This window comes from Flaviramulus sp. (genome assembly GCF_982512915.1).
Genome location: NZ_CEWOCJ010000001.1, coordinates 145,866 through 162,137 on the forward strand (window position 1 = coordinate 145,866; position 16,272 = coordinate 162,137).

Consider the following 16,272-nt stretch of genomic DNA (forward strand, 5'->3'; position numbering starts at 1 on the left):
TTATTTTTTAACGGCTGAACAACCTGCCATGGTAGTTATTTTAATAGCTTCAGTTGGTGGTAAATTATCATTTCTTAATACAACTTCTTGAACAACATTTTGAGTTAGTTTTTCAAAGGCCTTCTCTAACTGGGTTGCCGTTTGTAAAGCTGCTGGACGACCAATATCTCCTGCTTCTCTGATACTTTGCACTAAAGGTATCTCACCTAAAAATGGTACTTGCAAATCTTCAGCTAAATTTTTAGCGCCTTCTTTACCAAATATGTAATATTTATTTTCCGGTAATTCCGCAGGTGTAAAATAAGCCATATTTTCTATAATTCCTAAAACAGGAACATTAATACTTTCTTGTTGAAACATGGCTACACCCTTTTTAGCATCAGCTAAAGCCACATTTTGTGGTGTGCTAACTACAACAGCACCTGTAATAGGAAGCGACTGCATGATACTTAAATGTATATCTCCAGTACCCGGTGGTAAATCAATTAACATAAAATCGAGTTCGCCCCAATTTGCATCAAAAATCATTTGATTTAGAGCTTTAGCTGCCATAGGACCACGCCAAACAACTGCTTGATTAGGTTGAGTAAAAAAACCTATTGATAATATTTTTACACCGTAATTTTCAACAGGTTTCATTTTAGATTTTCCGGCAACGTTTACAGCTAAAGGCTTTTCAGCTTCAACATCAAACATGATTGGAATAGAAGGGCCATAAATATCAGCATCTAAAACACCTACTTTAAAGCCCATTTTGGCTAATGTTACTGCTAAATTTGCAGTAACAGTAGATTTACCTACACCACCTTTACCAGAAGCAACTGCTACAATATTTTGAATTCCCGGAATAGAATTTCCTTTTATAACGTTTACTTTAGGTTTTAAAGGTGCATCAACTTTAACATTAACTGTAATTTTAGCCTTTTCGTAAACATGCTCGTGTATGGTTTTTAAAATATCGACCTCTGTGCGTTTTTTAGCTTGTAAACTCGGGTTTTTAATAGTAATATCTACAATTACTTCATCACCAAAAGTTACTACATTTTTAACAGCGCCACTTTCAACCATATTTTGACCTTCACCAGGAACTGTGATGTTTTCTAACGCTTTAAATATCTCTTGTTTGTTTAATTTCATTTCTTCTATTAAGAATCATTCTAAAATGCAAATATACAGTGAATTGTCTAGAAACTAAAGTCCTTTTTTTAAAAATGATTTGTGTATTAAAGCTGTAACTATTATAACTCATTAGAAGGATCCCAAAATACAGTTTCAAAGTTTTGAATTTGATTGTCTACAATTTCTATACCTTCATTTTCTAAAAGTTGTTGCATAAGATTTGTACCCGCAAAATGATGTTTACCAGTAAGAAGGCCTTTTCGATTTACAACTCTGTGCGCTGGTATATGTTTGTTGTGAGAACAATTCATGGCGTAACCTACTATTCTAGCACTACGGACTGCTCCTAAGTATTTTGCAATAGCACCATAACTGGTAACTTTTCCATAAGGAATTTGATTTGCTACTTCATAAACTTTATCAAAAAAACTGTTTGATTCTTTTTCCAATTTAAAGCTCTTTAATAATATTTATCAGGGTAATAATAGCTATAATCCCAGTGATAGAGCCTATCACATAATTCATATTTTTTTGAGAAGTAAATGATTTTCCTTTTATTTTTTCAAAAAAGAATATATATGTGTATAACGTTACAAAGGTACCCATAGCAGCTCCAGAAACATAAGATATAATGCTTATTTGATTAAAATCTAACCAACCAAAAGAAGCTAATGTAATTGTCATATATGCTTGATAAGGAATAGGAAATACATTTATTGCAGACAAAAACATCCCTTGAAAAAAACGACTATGTTTACTTTTCATTTTAGGCTGTAATTGTTGTTGAGGCTTAGACTTTGATATGAATAAAAAGTAAATAGTTATTAAAATAAAAATGATAAAGGCAACCCTTTGAAGAATATCTACAACTTCTGGATGCATGCTTAAATATCTAGCAAAAATTGCTGCTAAATACGTTTGTGCAATTACAATAACACAAACGCCTATAGAAAACATAACACCTCTTACATGACCTTCTTTTAAGCTTATTTTTGCAGCTGTCATGTTTAATAACCCTGGTGGAATAACACCAATGAGAGCTATTACTAAGCCTAAAAAAAAGATAAAAGTTATATCCACTAATTATTTTATTTTGAACCTAATATACGTAATTGGTTTATTTTTTTCTAAATATTGCGATTCGTAAAAGGTCTGAATGCTTGTTACTTCCTCTGGACTTCCTTCTTGTTTATATACATTATGATTAGCATAAAGTACTTCATGCCCAGCGCCATGTAACAAGCCTAATGTATAACCGTGCATAAACTCACTATCAGTTTTTAAATTAACAACACCCTCTGGCTTTAAAATTTGTTTATACCTTTCAAGAAAAGAGGCATTTGTCATGCGATGCTTTGTTCGCTTATATTTTATCTGTGGATCTGGGAATGTTATCCAAATTTCATCAACTTCACATGCTTCAAATGCATGATCAATTAGTTCTATCTGAGTTCGTAAAAATGCTACATTTGAAATATTTTCTTCTACAGCTGTTTTTGCTCCTCTCCAAAAACGAGCTCCTTTTATATCTATACCAATAAAATTTTTATTTGGATATTTTTGAGCTAATGCCACTGAATATTCACCTTTTCCGCAACCTAACTCTAAAACTAAAGGACTGTTATTTTTAAAAACCTCCGTTCGCCAATGCCCTTTTAAATTGAAATTTGAGTTTACTAGTTCGTCTCGAGTTGGTTGAAATACATTTGAAAAAGTTTCGTTTTCTCTAAATCGTCTAAGTTTATTTTTACTTCCCACAGATTATTTGCTAATAAAAATTTTAATATTTGGTAAAATTAAGGAAATATACGAGAGCTTAGTTATGCTTATCTTTGAAATTACATAAAATCCGCGTTAAGGATTGAGCAATTGTTGGAGCGCCTCAAAGAGAGCCACTTGCGAAAGCCAGACTACAAAATGAATTTTGGGGTAACGTCATAATTAACATGAAAAAACGAATTTTAGTAGCGCCTTTAAATTGGGGTTTGGGACATGCTACAAGGAGCATACCTATTATAAACGCTTTAATTTACAATGATTTTGAACCCATTATAGCTAGTGATGGTGTTGCTTTAACGTTGTTAAGAAAAGAATTTCCTCACTTAGCCTATTTTGAGTTGCCTTCATACAATGTTACATACGCTAAAAAAGGTAGGTTCTTTAAATTAAAAATGCTAAAAGATTCCCCTAAACTATTAAAAGCTATAAAAGCTGAGAAAAAAGCGATTGATAATTTTTTAGAAAAAAATGATGTTTGTGGAATTATTTCGGACAATAGATTGGGTGTAAGGAGTAAAAAAGTGCCTTCTGTTTTTATAACTCATCAGTTGAATGTTTTGAGTGGAAATACGACTTGGTTAAGTACAAAAATACATCAGAAAATTATTAAAAAATTTGATGTTTGTTGGGTACCAGATACTGATAGCGCAATTAACTTAAGTGGAAAACTTGGACATGTAAAATCTTTTGATATCCCTACCATATATATAGGTCCCTTGAGTAGATTAACAAAACATCATTGTGAGATTAAAAATGATATTTTAATATTAATTTCTGGACCTGAGCCACAAAGAACACTTTTAGAAGAAAAACTATTATTTGAATTTAAGCGGTACAAAGGAAACATTGTTTTTGTAAAAGGTATTATGGAACAACAACAAACCATGAAAATAGTTGGAAATATGGTTATTTACAATTTTATGACTTCTGATTTACTTGAAAGAACTATTAATGAAAGTGCTTTAGTAATTTCCAGATCTGGTTATACTACAGTTATGGATTTGGCTAAACTTAACAAAAAGGCTTTTTTTATACCTACTCCCGGACAATTTGAGCAAGAATATTTAGCAAAACGATTAACAGAAATAGGACTTGTAGCTAGTTGTAAACAAAATGATTTTAATTTGAATGAATTGAATAAAGTAGCTGTTTATTCTGGATTAAATACGATTAATTTTGAAGTAAATTATAAAAATTTATTTAGCCTTTTCCAACGTAAATGAAAATTCACTACCAACATTAAATTCACTTTCTACATATATTTTTTCGTTATGTGCCTCTATTATATGTTTCACTATTGATAAGCCTAATCCAGAGCCTCCTTCTTTTCTAGACCCACTTTTATCTACTCTATAAAAACGCTCAAATAACCTTGGCAAGTGCATTTTTTCAATACCTTCACCATTATCAGTTACTCGAACTATTACTTTATTTTTGATAAGGTTTTCTATACTAACTTCTGTGGTCCCTTTCTCTCTTCCGTATTTAACAGAATTAACAACCAAATTTGATAAAACTTGCTGAATACGCTCTTTATCTGCCTTTACCATTACTGGTTTTTCGTAATTCATATCAAATGTTAAAGTAATATTCTTTTTGGAAGCTTTCATTTCAAACATTTCAAAAACATTCTCGACTAATTCAACAATATTAAATTCTTCCAAATTGAGACTTAAATCTCCAACTTCTAATTTGGTTATCATATCTAAATCCATTATAATGTAACCCAACCTTTCTACACCTTTATTAGCTCTTTCTAAATATTTTTTTCTTAAAACTTTATCTTCCATTGCTCCGTCTAACAAAGTTAAAATATATCCTTGTATTGTAAATAATGGCGTTTTAAGTTCATGAGATACATTACCTAAAAATTCTTTTCGGTATTCTTCTCTAACCTTAAGAGTTTCTATTTCTATTTTTTTATCTCTTGCAAATTTATCTATCTCTTGGGTAAGAGTTTGCATATCTGTAGTAATAGGACCTTTTGTTAAGCTTACTGATTCTAAAAGTGTTAGATCATCATAAATCTTTTTAACACGTTTATATATAAAACGCTCAACCCTGTACTGAATAATAAAAAAGGAAAACACATATACACTAACAAATAATGCTATTATATGCCAAAACTTAAGTTCATATAAAAAGTATAAAAAAACACTCATTAAGAGTGTTATATACATTGTTATATAAAGTGAAGTTTTTATTGCAAAACGATATGATTTTTTAAATTTTGCTTGCATTAATCAACAAACTTATAACCAACTCCTTTAATAGTTTTAAAACTTTTATCACCCAATTTTTCACGCAGTTTTCGAATATGAACGTCTATAGTTCTACCCCCTACAACAACTTCATTACCCCAAACTGTATCCAAAATTTCGTCTCTTTTGAAAACTTTACCTGGTTTTGAGGCTAGTAAAGATAATAATTCAAATTCTTTTCTAGGTAAAATAATTTCTTTCCCTTTTGAAGTAATTTTATATTCATCTCTATTGATAACTAGAGTGCCAATTTTTAAAGTATCTGAAACCTCTTCTTCCTTAAATCGCCTAAGTAAGGCCTTTACTTTACTTACTAAAACCTTAGGTTTTATTGGCTTTGTAATGTAATCATCTGCACCTGCATCAAACCCTGCAACTTGAGAATAATCTTCACCTCTTGCTGTTAAAAAAGTGACAATAGTGTTTTTTAAATCTGGATTTTTTCTAATTAATTCACAAGCTTCAATACCATCCATTTCTGGCATCATAACATCTAAAATGATGAGGTGCGGAAGTTCATTTTTTGCTTTTTTAACACCTTCAATTCCGTTTTCAGCAGTTATAACCTGATAACCTTCACTTGATAAATTATAACCAACTATCTCTAGAATATCTGGCTCATCATCAACTAATAATATTTTAATATCCTTTTTTTTCATTATTTCGATTACCTAGTTTGTTTTAGTAAAGATAAAACTAATAACATAATTATGTTAAAGTTATAAAATTAATAACATTAAGGTAACAAACAGTACACAAGAATTTAACGTTTCGATGTATCACTTAAATCTTTAACAATTTTTTGGCACCACTTTTGCGATAAATAGTTAAATTTATAACACCAAATCAAAGTTTATGAAAAAATATTACTTTTTATTCTTTTTTATAATAATCGCATTTTTTACAACCCAAAATGGTGTTGCTCAAAATAATGCAGATGCTAATTTAATCAATAAAAATATTGAAGGCTTATCTATTTATCCCAATCCAGTTAGTAGTGGTAAAACATTCATAAATATTAGCTCTAGATTTAATTTAAATAAGAAAGTTGAATTTTATAATGTTTTAGGAAAACTCATCTTTTCGATAAACTTATCAGACAAAGAACTTAATATTTCAAATTTGAGTAAAGGAGTGTATATTTTAAAAATTACTGAAAATAATATAACCGAAACTAGAAAATTAGTAATTAAATAATTTAAATTACAAATCATAAATTTAAAGCGTTACATTTTGGTAACGCTTTTTTATTTTATCTACTTTTGTCTTTTGTTCTTGATTCATAAATTGTAAAACAATTTTAACTTCGGACTGACAAATCATTTAATGATAGATATTACTTCCATTTTTAATATTAAAAACCAAACTGAATTTGAAAATTTAGCATTAAAAATTTTTAATTTTCAGTTTGAAAACAATCCTATTTACAGATCTTTTTGTGATTTATTAAACAGGCATCCAAGTGATGTAAAATGCATTGAAAACATTCCTTTTTTACCTATACAATTTTTTAAAACTCACGAAGTTTTAAGTTCAAAAAAACCAATTATAACCACTTTTACAAGTTCAGGAACTTCAGGTATGTTAACCAGTAAGCATCATATTGTAGATTTAAATATTTATATAAAAAGTTTTACAAAAGGGTTTCAACAATTTTATGGTAATATTGAAGATTATGTAATTTTAGGTCTACTGCCATCTTATTTAGAACGAGAAGGTTCTTCTCTAATTTATATGGTAAATTCAATGATTAAAACTACAAAACACTCTGAGAGCGGTTTTTATTTGGATAACATTCTAGAATTAAAAAACACATTAATTAAACTAGATTCTGAAGGTAAAAAAATATTACTAATTGGGGTTTCATTTGCGCTGTTAGATTTAATTGAAACTCATCAATTCAACTTAAAAAATACAATCGTTATGGAAACTGGTGGTATGAAAGGAAGAAGAAAAGAATTGATTAGAAAAGAATTGCATGAAAAACTAAAAAGCGGCTTTGGAATTGACACTATACACAGCGAATATGGTATGACCGAACTTTTAAGTCAGGCATATTCTAAAGGAAATGGCATTTATAAAACGCCCAACTGGATGCGTGCTTTAACTCGTGATACTGAGGATGCTTTAACTTTAAACTCCCCTGAGAAAGCTGGAGGTATTAATATTATAGATTTAGCAAACATTAATTCCTGCTCTTTTATTGCGACACAAGATTTAGGCAGAGTATATAAAAACGCCTCTTTTGAAATAATTGGGCGTTTTGATAATTCGGATATCCGTGGATGTAATTTGATGGTACTATAAAAAAAATGAATTTTTTGTAAGACTTTGAAAGTCTTATCGACTTAAACCAAAACTAAGAAATAGAAAGGTTAATTTTAGTAGGTTAGTTAGTTATTTTATAAAGCCTGAACTCTCACTCAGGCTTTATTTTTTATACAATTTGCAAAACGAAATAATTCTTTTTACCTCTTTGAAGTAAAACAAACTTATTGTTTATTAAATCTTTTGAAGTAATTTTATAATCCTCGTTTACTTTTTCTTTATTTACAGAAATTGAATTTTCTTTTAGTGCCCTACGTGCTTCTCCGTTGGATTTTAAAAATCCACCTTTTTCTGCCAAAGCAGCAATAATATCTATTCCATTATTAATTTCAGATTGCGATAATTGGGTTTGTGGCACACCATCAAAAACATCTAAAAAAGTTTGTTCATTTAGTTTTCTTAAGTCTTCACTTGTAGAATTACCAAAAAGAATTTCACTTGCTTTTATGGCATTATCTAAATCTTCTTTAGAATGAACCATAGTTGTAATTTCTTCTGCTAAACGTTTTTGTAAAACTCTAAAATGTGGCGCTTCGTTATGTTCTTTAATTAATGCATTTATATCTTCTTCACTCAAAAAGGTAAAGATTTTAATATATTTCTCTGCATCTTCATCACTTGAATTTAACCAATATTGATAAAATTTATAAGGAGAGGTTCTGTTAGCATCTAACCAAACATTTCCGCCTTCAGATTTTCCAAATTTAGAACCATCAGATTTTGTAATTAATGGACACGTAATTGCAAACCCTTTTCCACTATCTATTCTTCTAATTAATTCAGTTCCTGTAGTGATATTTCCCCATTGGTCACTTCCTCCCATTTGGATACTACAATTTTTTTCTTTGTATAAATGAAGAAAATCATACCCTTGAACTAATTGATAGGTAAATTCTGTAAAGCTCATTCCTTCGGACGAATCAGAAGAAATTCTATTTTTAACAGAATCTTTAGCCATCATATAATTTACAGTGATGTGTTTACCAACATCGCGTATAAATTCAAGGAATGAAAAATCTTTCATCCAATCGTAATTATTAACTAAAATAGCTGCATTTTTTGCATCACTTTCAAAATCCAAAAAATGTTCTAATTGATTTTTTATAGCATCTTGATTGTGACGAAGCGTTTTTTCGTCTAATAAGTTACGCTCACTCGATTTTCCAGATGGATCGCCTATCATTCCAGTAGCTCCACCAATTAACGCAACTGGTCTGTGCCCACAACGTTGGTAATGAGCTAGTAACATAATAGGTACCAAGTTTCCAATGTGCAAAGAATCTGCCGTTGGATCAAAACCTACATAAGCACTGCGCATGCTTTTCATTAGGTGTTCTTCTGCTCCTGGCATAACGGTATGTATCATACCTCTCCAAGTTAATTCTTCAACAAAATTCTTTATCATTTTCTTCATTTTTAAAAACTATGGCAAATATAAAAATACACTTATAATTACTCATGTATTCTGAATAATTCTTTACATTAGTTGCATGATTTTAGTTACAGGAGGAACCGGTTTAGTTGGCGCTCATTTACTTTATGCGCTAGCTAGTAGTAGCGGAAAAAAAGTAAGAGCTATTTTTAGAAATGAGCAAAAACTTAAGAATGTAAAAATTGTATTTTCTTATTATACTGAAAATTATGATGACATTTATAACTTAATTGACTGGTTTGAAGCTGATATTACAGATATTCCTTCTTTATTAGAAGCCTTTAAAGGCGTTACACATGTTTATCATTGTGCTGCTTTTGTTTCTTTTGAGCCAGATAAGTATCAACTTTTGAGAAAAACAAATATTGAAGGCACTTCCAATATTGTAAATATTTCTATTTCGAATCATATTGAAAAGCTTTGTTATGTTAGTTCAATTGCAACGTTGGGACATGACAATAAAATTATTACTGAAGATACCAATTGGAACCCTGAAGCAGATAACAGTGTTTATGCTATTACTAAATATGGTGCAGAAATGGAAGTTTGGCGAGGTTCTCAAGAAGGCTTAAATGCTGTAATTGTTAATCCTGGAGTTATTTTAGGAGCAGGTATTTGGCGTTACGGAACAGGTGTTTTATTTAAAAAAGCTCATAAAGGTTTTAAATATTTTACCTCTGGAACAGTAGGTTTGGTTGCTGTTGAAGATGTTACCAATTTAATGATAAAACTTATGGAAAGTAATGTTATTAATGAGCGTTTTATTATTGTTTCTGAAAACTGGAGTTATAAAAAATTTTTGAAAGCGTTATCTAAAGCTGTGAATTCTAAACCTCCTCAAAAAATGGCTAGTAGTTTTATATTAAATTTAGGCTGGAAACTTGATTGGCTAATCCATAAATTAACTGGTAAAAGAAGGCAATTAACTAAACAGATTGTTCACTCGCTTTCATCTGAAACTTTTTATAGTAGTGAAAAAATCAAACAAACTTTAAACTACAATTTCAAATCTGTACAAGAAAGCATTACTTCTATTGGGATTCATTATCAGAAATAGGTTCCACTAAAAACCCTTTTTGTAGTTTACTTTTTTCTGAGTTTTTTAACAAAGAATCCTTATTAAAAACGGCCCTTATATTTATTTTATTTTTTAATAAAGTAGAATCATTATTAGCGAATACAGCTTTAAGTGAATCTTCTTCTCTTTTAGTTTTTTCTTTCCACTCTTCAGCTTCTAATTCTTTGTATTTAGTTTGAAGAAGTTCTAAACTATCCGTTACTTGATTATAAATCTCTTCATAATCTTTTACATAATATGCATAATATTCATTACTTAAAGCAAATTGTAAACTATCAATTTGATGTTTATTGTAAACGTAATTTTCAATATCTACACCACTATCTACCATCAACTTTTTATTTATAGAACTTGCTGAAGAAATAAGTTTTGCATCAATTATAATATTAACCATTTGTTCCTTAGAAATTAAATTCTTTGGTTTTTTTGGTCCATTAAATTTATTACAAGCTATGAAAGCTAATAGAGGTATTAAATATGTTATAAATCTTTTAAAAATCATCTATTAAAAGTTAATCGTTTAGCTGATTTTACATTATTAAACTTGGCATTTTGATACACTAAATTACCATTTAAAAATGTATGCGTAATTCTAGATTTAAAAGTTGTTCCTTCAAATGGCGACCATCCGCATTTGTATAAAATATTATCTTTATTAACCGTCCATGGGTTATTTAAATCCACTAAAACTAAATCGGCGAAATATCCTTCTTTAATGTAGCCTCTTTTTTCTATTTGAAATAAAATCGCAGGATTGTGACACATTTTTTCAACAATCTTCTCTATAGATATTATACCTTTATGATACATTTCTAACATTGCTGGTAAAGCGTGTTGAACCAATGGTCCACCTGATGGTGCACTAGTATAAACGTTATTCTTTTCGTCAATAGTATGTGGTGCATGGTCTGTAGCTATAACATCAATTCTATCATCCAATAAAGCTTCCCATAATTGAAGCCTATCGCTTTCTGTTTTTACAGCAGGATTCCATTTAATGAGCGATCCCTTTTTATCATAATCTTTATCATTAAACCACAAATGATGAATACAAACTTCTGATGTGATTTTCTTATCCTTTAAAGGAATTTTGTTAGTAAATAAATCTGTTTCTTTACCTGTTGATAGATGAAATACGTGTAAACGTGCGCCTGTTTTTTTAGCCAATTCAATAGCTTTTGATGACGATAAATAACAAGCCTCCTCACTTCTTATGATTGGATGATATTTCATTGGAATATCATCTCCAAACTTATCTATATATTCTTTTAAATTACTTTTTATGGTAGTTTCATCTTCACAATGCACAGAAATAACCATATTGGTACTTGCAAATATTTTTTCTAATATTTTTGGATTATCAACCAACATATCTCCAGTAGATGAGCCTAAAAATATTTTTAACCCTGCAACAGTTTTAGTATCAACTTTTAAAATTTCATCCAAATTATCGTTAGTTCCACCAAACATAAATGAGTAGTTAGCATAAGATGATTTTGCAGCAATTTCAAATTTTTCTTCTAACTTCTTAACTGTTGTGGTTTGAGGATTGGTATTTGGCATTTCGATAAAACTAGTAATACCTCCCGCTATAGCTGCTTTACTTTCGGTTTCAATATTTGCTTTATGAGTTAATCCTGGCTCTCTAAAATGCACTTGATCATCAATAACTCCTGGTATGATATATTTTCCTTCAGCATCAACAACTATTACATCTGATGATTTTGCGCTGATAGAATCACTAATCTGCCTTATAAATTCTCCTTCAATTAAAATATCACCACTAAAAATAGCCCCCTCGTTTACTATTTTAGCATTCTTTATAAGTATTGTTTTTAATTTCATTTTTTCTATTTTTTTAATAGACTTTTTAATTTCATTGAAATAACTCCAAAAATAGCCTCGGATATTATACCTGAGCTTAATTTAGATTCACCAAATATTCTGTCAGTAAAAATAACTGGCACTTCAACTATATTAAATTTCTTTAAATAGGTTTTAAATTTCATTTCTATTTGGAAAGCATAACCAATAAATTTAATCTTATTTAAATCTATAGTCTCCAACACTACTCTTTTGTAACACACAAAACCTGCTGTAGTATCATGAACTTTCATGCCAGTGATTAAACGAACATATTTTGAAGCTAGATAAGACATAAGTACTCTGCTCATTGGCCAATTAACTACGTTTACACCTGTTATATATCTTGAACCTATAGCTAAATCAGCACCATCTGTATGACAAGCATTATAAAGTTTTATAATGTCTGTTGGATTATGAGAAAAATCAGCATCCATTTCAAAGAGATATTTATATGGCCTTTCCAAACACCACTTAAATCCATGAATGTAAGCAGTTCCTAAACCAGATTTTTCTTTCCTAATTTCTAAAAATAACCTTTTTGTGAATTTCTTTTGAAGCTCTTTAACCTTTAATGCTGTTAAATCTGGCGAATTATCATCAACAATGAGTATGTGAATATCATCTGATTGAGAAAATACAGCCATAATAATAGCCTCTATATTATCTATTTCATTGTATGTTGGAATAATTACAACAGTCCCTATCATTATACTTTATTTTGAAACCAAAATTAGTTTTGCAAATGTACATTAATAACCTTTTATTTTTTTTAAATATTCTTCAATAATAAGCCTCGTTTTAAAAAATTATAATAATTTTATGGTATGTTACGTAACATTGTTTCAAACGAATTATTTACCATATTATTGGTTGTTGGTTTAGTAATAGTAGCTATTGCTAAATTGATTGCTCCCAAACGTTTTGAAGATTTTTTAATTGTTTTAGGAAATAATAAATACCTTAAAATTTACGCAAGAGATCAAAAATTCTTTGACACTTTTGATGGCTTATTATTCAGTAATTTAATTCTTTCACTTTCTGTTTTTTCTATCATAATTTACCAAAGTATTTCAGAAACTAACATTGTTTCAATAAACCTTATGTTTAAAATATGCCTTGGTATTGCTACTTTTATATTGATAAAAGTGCTTGTTGAGCGGTTAATTGCTAGCCTTTTTGAAATTGATAAAATAATTGACACTTATCTATTTCAAAAAATTAGTTACAAGAATTTTTTAGGCCTTTTACTCCTTCCTTTAAATGCTTTATTGTTATTTACTTTTAAACCAAATTTAATATTGTTTTATATAATAATCAGCTTATTATTGATAGTTAATATTCTAGGATTAATTAGTTTATTTAAAACCTATCAAAGTTTAATAAAAAACAACTTATTCTATTTTATTTTATATCTTTGCGCACTTGAAATCGCACCCTATGTCTTAATTTACAAGGTGTTTTTTAGTAAATAACCCAATTACTTACTCTTATTATGAAAGTAAAAACTATTTTAGTATCTCAACCAGAACCTAAAATTGAGAACTCTCCGTACTTTGATCTTCAAGAAAAACAACGCGTAAAAATTGATTTTAGACCATTTATTCATGTTGAAGGTGTTTCTGCTAAAGATGTTAGACAACAAAAGGTTGATTTAAATAATTACACCGCAATTATTTTAACAAGTAGAAATGCAGTAGATCACTTTTTTAGGGTAGCTGAAGAAATGCGTTTTAAAGTTCCTGATAGTATGAAATATTTTTGTCAGTCTGAAGCAGTGGCTTTTTATTTGCAAAAATATGTGGTGTATAGAAAACGTAAAATTTACGTTGGTAAACGTTCATTTTCTGAGCTTTCACCATTAATTAAAAAATATAAAGACGAAAAATTCTTGTTACCAAACACAGATAAAGTTAAAGATGAAGTGCCAGAAACCTTAGATGCTCTAGGGGTAAACTGGAAACAAGCTACTTTTTACAAAACTGTAGTAAGTGATTTATCTGATTTAGCTGATGTTTATTACGATGTTTTAGTGTTTTTTAGTCCATCAGGAATTGAATCTTTATTTCAAAATTTTCCAGACTTTAAACAAAATGAAACTCGTATAGCTGTTTTTGGAAACACTACAATAAAAGCTGTTGAAGAAAAAGGCCTACGTGTTGATATTGCTGCACCAACACCTGAAACTCCATCTATGACGATGGCTTTAGAAAAATATATTGAAAAAGTAAATAAAGGGAAATAATAAGTTTACTTCTAATAAAATAAAAAGGGATGATTCAATCAAAAATCATCCCTTTTTTATTTAAAACGCATAACGTTGAGGTCCGCCACGTCTAATTTCCTCACTACAATGTTGCTCAAACTTTTTAAAGTTTTCTCTAAAAGCATTTGATAATTTAAAAGCTGTTGTATAATAAGCCTGATCATTATTCCAAGTTGCTCTTGGGCTTAAAACACTTGTTGGTACACCAGGACATTCTCTTGGTTGAGCCACACCAAAAACAGAATGGATATGATAATTATCGTAATTATATAATCCCAAATCGCCATTTAAAACAGCATTAATCATAGCTCTTGTATATTTTAACTTCATTCGCGTTCCAATGCCATAAGGCCCACCTGTCCAACCTGTATTTACCAGCCAAACGTTTACACCAGCATGAATCATTTTTTTACTCAACATTTCAGCATATTTAGAGGGATGTAAAGGCATAAAAGGCGCACCAAAACAAGCTGAAAAAGATGGCACAGGCTCAACAACTCCTGCCTCTGTACCTGCAACTTTTGCTGTATAACCTGATATAAAATGATAAGCAGCCTGACTAGGAGTTAATTTAGAAATTGGAGGTAATACTCCAAAAGCATCAGCAGTTAAAAAGAAAATATTTCTAGGGTTTCTACCAATAGAGGGCACTTGGATGTTTTCGATATGTTCAATTGGGTAACTAACTCTTGTATTTTGAGTTATAGATGTGTTCTCAAAATTAACATTACCTTTTTTATCAAGAATAACATTTTCTAGAATCGCTCCTCTTTTAATAGCATCATAAATTTCTGGTTCGTTATCTCTTGAAAGATTTATCACTTTTGCATAGCACCCACCTTCAAAATTAAATACTGAATTTTCGTTTGTCCAACCATGCTCATCATCACCAATTAAACTTCTATTCGGATCAGTAGATAATGTGGTTTTTCCTGTGCCCGATAATCCAAAAAATATAGCGGTATCTCCATCTTTACCCACATTAGCACTACAATGCATAGGAAGTGTATTTTTAAACACTGGAAGTATAAAATTTAACGCTGAAAAAATTCCTTTCTTAATTTCTCCTGTATATCCAGTACCTCCAATTAAAGCAATTTTTTTAGTGAAATTTAAAATTGCAAAATTATGCTGTCTAGTTCCATCTTCACCTGGATTAGCCATAAAACCTGGGGCATTAACAACGATCCATTCTGGATAAAAGTTTTTTAATTCCGTTGGCCGTAAAAACATATTATAGGCAAACTGATTACTCCAAGGATACTCATTTATAACACGAATGTTTAACTTATAATTTTCATCAGCGCACGCATAACTATCTCGGACAAAAATCTCTTTTTCAGACAAATAATTTACCACCTTATTGTAAAGCTTATCAAACTTTAAAGGATCAAAAGGAATATTGATATGTCCCCACCAAACTTTATCTTTTGTAATGTCGTCCTTAACAATAAAACGATCTTGAGGAGAACGTCCTGTAAACTCCCCTGTATTAACAGCTAAAGCACCAGACGAGGCTTCTATGCCTTGCCCTTTTTCAATAGCCATATGATGTAACTCTACAGGCGACAATTGATAACATACTTTGGCTTTTTTTATACCATATTGTTCTAACGAAATCGTTGTAGTAGATTGACTAATGCTTTTCATAAATAACATTAAAATTAAATATTAGGCAAAATTAAGACAATTTTTTAAAGCATCTAATAATTATTAGTTGTTTTTAGTTATAATTTTTATGGAATTAATAAAAACTATTCCCCAAGACATGATTAATAATAGTCCGCCTATTGGTGTAATAAAACCGATAGTTTTAAAATCAAAACTTGTTAAGGTATTTGTTGCCAATAAATAAATTGAGCCTGAAAATAAAATTACACCAAACAACACTAAATAAAATAGGATTGTTTTAACTTTATCTTTTATAAATGAGGTACTTCCAATAAAAAGTAATAATAAAGCATGATACATTTGATAACGAACTCCAGTTTCAAAAGTATTTTGAGCTTCTACTGTAATGAGTTGTTTTAACGCATGAGATCCAAAAGCTCCTAAAACAATACTTATCAGGCCTAATAAAGACGCTGTAATTAAAATTTTTTTGTTCATATAATAAATTATTCGTAATAAATAGTTTTAATATTTA

Annotated in this window: 18 protein-coding genes; 6 read left to right on the forward strand and 12 right to left on the reverse strand. The window is 29.7% G+C overall.

Annotation, left to right across the window (positions count from 1 at the left end; translation table 11 throughout):
• From AC1XJX_RS00685 to trmB, 4 genes are all read right to left on the reverse strand, one after another.
• A complete protein-coding gene (locus tag AC1XJX_RS00685) occupies positions 1-1,137 on the reverse strand; it encodes an Mrp/NBP35 family ATP-binding protein (protein WP_482002029.1) in 1,137 nt (378 codons plus the stop codon).
• A gap of 101 nt (positions 1,138-1,238) precedes the next feature.
• Positions 1,239-1,568, reverse strand: coding sequence for an MGMT family protein (locus tag AC1XJX_RS00690; RefSeq protein ID WP_482002030.1), 330 nt, complete (start codon positions 1,566-1,568; stop codon positions 1,239-1,241).
• A gap of 1 nt (position 1,569) precedes the next feature.
• Entirely contained in the window at positions 1,570-2,199 is a 630-nt protein-coding gene (locus AC1XJX_RS00695) for a LysE family transporter (protein ID WP_482002031.1), read from the reverse strand.
• A 3-nt stretch (positions 2,200-2,202) separates the two neighbouring features.
• Positions 2,203-2,877 (reverse strand): tRNA (guanosine(46)-N7)-methyltransferase TrmB, encoded by a 675-nt coding sequence (gene trmB / locus AC1XJX_RS00700; RefSeq protein ID WP_482002032.1) that lies wholly within the window; start codon positions 2,875-2,877, stop codon positions 2,203-2,205.
• A 188-nt stretch (positions 2,878-3,065) separates the two neighbouring features.
• Between trmB and AC1XJX_RS00705 the strand changes: the two genes are divergently transcribed.
• Complete coding sequence (locus AC1XJX_RS00705) at positions 3,066-4,121, forward strand: glycosyltransferase (protein WP_482002033.1); 1,056 nt, start codon at positions 3,066-3,068, stop codon at positions 4,119-4,121.
• Here the strand turns inward: AC1XJX_RS00705 and AC1XJX_RS00710 are convergent.
• Together AC1XJX_RS00710 and AC1XJX_RS00715 are read right to left on the reverse strand one after the other, a co-directional pair.
• Positions 4,095-5,138: a sensor histidine kinase gene (locus AC1XJX_RS00710; RefSeq protein WP_482002034.1), complete on the reverse strand. Its 1,044-nt coding sequence runs from the start codon at positions 5,136-5,138 to the stop codon at positions 4,095-4,097. The genes AC1XJX_RS00705 and AC1XJX_RS00710 overlap by 27 nt on opposite strands.
• Positions 5,138-5,818: a response regulator transcription factor gene (locus tag AC1XJX_RS00715; RefSeq protein WP_482002035.1), complete on the reverse strand. Its 681-nt coding sequence runs from the start codon at positions 5,816-5,818 to the stop codon at positions 5,138-5,140. Before AC1XJX_RS00715 ends, AC1XJX_RS00710 begins: the two co-directional genes overlap by 1 nt.
• A gap of 196 nt (positions 5,819-6,014) precedes the next feature.
• Between AC1XJX_RS00715 and AC1XJX_RS00720 the strand changes: the two genes are divergently transcribed.
• Together AC1XJX_RS00720 and AC1XJX_RS00725 are read left to right on the forward strand one after the other, a co-directional pair.
• Positions 6,015-6,356, forward strand: coding sequence for a T9SS type A sorting domain-containing protein (locus AC1XJX_RS00720; RefSeq protein ID WP_482002036.1), 342 nt, complete (start codon positions 6,015-6,017; stop codon positions 6,354-6,356).
• Between the two features lie 129 nt (positions 6,357-6,485).
• On the forward strand, positions 6,486-7,466 hold the full coding sequence (locus AC1XJX_RS00725; protein WP_482002037.1) for a LuxE/PaaK family acyltransferase: 981 nt from the start codon (positions 6,486-6,488) through the stop codon (positions 7,464-7,466).
• Positions 7,467-7,596: 130 nt separating this feature from the next.
• On the opposite strand, the gene tyrS is transcribed toward AC1XJX_RS00725, so the two are convergent.
• Entirely contained in the window at positions 7,597-8,892 is a 1,296-nt protein-coding gene (tyrS, locus tag AC1XJX_RS00730; RefSeq protein WP_482002038.1) for a tyrosine--tRNA ligase, read from the reverse strand.
• Positions 8,893-8,977: 85 nt separating this feature from the next.
• Between tyrS and AC1XJX_RS00735 the strand changes: the two genes are divergently transcribed.
• Entirely contained in the window at positions 8,978-9,976 is a 999-nt protein-coding gene (locus tag AC1XJX_RS00735; RefSeq protein ID WP_482002039.1) for an NAD-dependent epimerase/dehydratase family protein, read from the forward strand.
• Here the strand turns inward: AC1XJX_RS00735 and AC1XJX_RS00740 are convergent.
• Genes AC1XJX_RS00740 through AC1XJX_RS00750 form a run of 3 tightly spaced genes read right to left on the reverse strand, consistent with a single transcriptional unit; the run spans position 9,951 to position 12,570 of the window.
• Positions 9,951-10,499 (reverse strand): DUF4296 domain-containing protein, encoded by a 549-nt coding sequence (locus AC1XJX_RS00740; RefSeq protein ID WP_482002040.1) that lies wholly within the window; start codon positions 10,497-10,499, stop codon positions 9,951-9,953. The genes AC1XJX_RS00735 and AC1XJX_RS00740 overlap by 26 nt on opposite strands.
• Positions 10,496-11,842 carry a dihydroorotase gene (locus AC1XJX_RS00745; protein WP_482002041.1) on the reverse strand — a complete coding sequence of 449 codons (1,347 nt, stop codon included), beginning with the start codon at positions 11,840-11,842 and terminating at the stop codon, positions 10,496-10,498. Before AC1XJX_RS00745 ends, AC1XJX_RS00740 begins: the two co-directional genes overlap by 4 nt.
• A 5-nt stretch (positions 11,843-11,847) precedes the next feature.
• Positions 11,848-12,570, reverse strand: coding sequence for a polyprenol monophosphomannose synthase (locus AC1XJX_RS00750; RefSeq protein WP_482002042.1), 723 nt, complete (start codon positions 12,568-12,570; stop codon positions 11,848-11,850).
• A gap of 117 nt (positions 12,571-12,687) precedes the next feature.
• Here AC1XJX_RS00750 and AC1XJX_RS00755 point away from each other — a divergent pair, with 117 nt between their 5' ends.
• Positions 12,688-13,335, forward strand: coding sequence for a DUF4271 domain-containing protein (locus AC1XJX_RS00755; protein ID WP_482002043.1), 648 nt, complete (start codon positions 12,688-12,690; stop codon positions 13,333-13,335).
• Between the two features lie 20 nt (positions 13,336-13,355).
• Complete coding sequence (locus tag AC1XJX_RS00760; RefSeq protein ID WP_482002044.1) at positions 13,356-14,105, forward strand: uroporphyrinogen-III synthase; 750 nt, start codon at positions 13,356-13,358, stop codon at positions 14,103-14,105.
• Between the two features lie 60 nt (positions 14,106-14,165).
• Here the strand turns inward: AC1XJX_RS00760 and pckA are convergent, their stop codons facing one another.
• Positions 14,166-15,776 carry a phosphoenolpyruvate carboxykinase (ATP) gene (pckA, locus tag AC1XJX_RS00765; protein ID WP_482002045.1) on the reverse strand — a complete coding sequence of 537 codons (1,611 nt, stop codon included), beginning with the start codon at positions 15,774-15,776 and terminating at the stop codon, positions 14,166-14,168.
• Between the two features lie 63 nt (positions 15,777-15,839).
• Entirely contained in the window at positions 15,840-16,235 is a 396-nt protein-coding gene (locus tag AC1XJX_RS00770; protein WP_482002046.1) for a DUF423 domain-containing protein, read from the reverse strand.
• Positions 16,236-16,272: the final 37 nt, after the last annotated feature.

Excerpts from the sequence above, each read along its gene's own strand:
- AC1XJX_RS00755 (WP_482002043.1), top strand. The coding sequence starts at position 12,688 with ATGTTACGTAACATTGTTTCAAACGAATTATTTACCATATTATTGGTT.
- AC1XJX_RS00770 (WP_482002046.1), bottom strand. The coding sequence starts at position 16,235 with ATGAACAAAAAAATTTTAATTACAGCGTCTTTATTAGGCCTGATAAGT.
- AC1XJX_RS00710 (WP_482002034.1), bottom strand. The coding sequence starts at position 5,138 with ATGCAAGCAAAATTTAAAAAATCATATCGTTTTGCAATAAAAACTTCA.
- AC1XJX_RS00745 (WP_482002041.1), bottom strand. The coding sequence starts at position 11,842 with ATGAAATTAAAAACAATACTTATAAAGAATGCTAAAATAGTAAACGAG.
- AC1XJX_RS00725 (WP_482002037.1), top strand. The coding sequence starts at position 6,486 with ATGATAGATATTACTTCCATTTTTAATATTAAAAACCAAACTGAATTT.
- AC1XJX_RS00760 (WP_482002044.1), top strand. The coding sequence starts at position 13,356 with ATGAAAGTAAAAACTATTTTAGTATCTCAACCAGAACCTAAAATTGAG.
- tyrS (WP_482002038.1), bottom strand. The coding sequence starts at position 8,892 with ATGATAAAGAATTTTGTTGAAGAATTAACTTGGAGAGGTATGATACAT.
- AC1XJX_RS00705 (WP_482002033.1), top strand. The coding sequence starts at position 3,066 with ATGAAAAAACGAATTTTAGTAGCGCCTTTAAATTGGGGTTTGGGACAT.
- AC1XJX_RS00685 (WP_482002029.1), bottom strand. The coding sequence starts at position 1,137 with ATGAAATTAAACAAACAAGAGATATTTAAAGCGTTAGAAAACATCACA.
- AC1XJX_RS00750 (WP_482002042.1), bottom strand. The coding sequence starts at position 12,570 with ATGATAGGGACTGTTGTAATTATTCCAACATACAATGAAATAGATAAT.
- AC1XJX_RS00735 (WP_482002039.1), top strand. The coding sequence starts at position 8,978 with ATGATTTTAGTTACAGGAGGAACCGGTTTAGTTGGCGCTCATTTACTT.
- AC1XJX_RS00720 (WP_482002036.1), top strand. The coding sequence starts at position 6,015 with ATGAAAAAATATTACTTTTTATTCTTTTTTATAATAATCGCATTTTTT.
- AC1XJX_RS00715 (WP_482002035.1), bottom strand. The coding sequence starts at position 5,818 with ATGAAAAAAAAGGATATTAAAATATTATTAGTTGATGATGAGCCAGAT.
- AC1XJX_RS00740 (WP_482002040.1), bottom strand. The coding sequence starts at position 10,499 with ATGATTTTTAAAAGATTTATAACATATTTAATACCTCTATTAGCTTTC.
- pckA (WP_482002045.1), bottom strand. The coding sequence starts at position 15,776 with ATGAAAAGCATTAGTCAATCTACTACAACGATTTCGTTAGAACAATAT.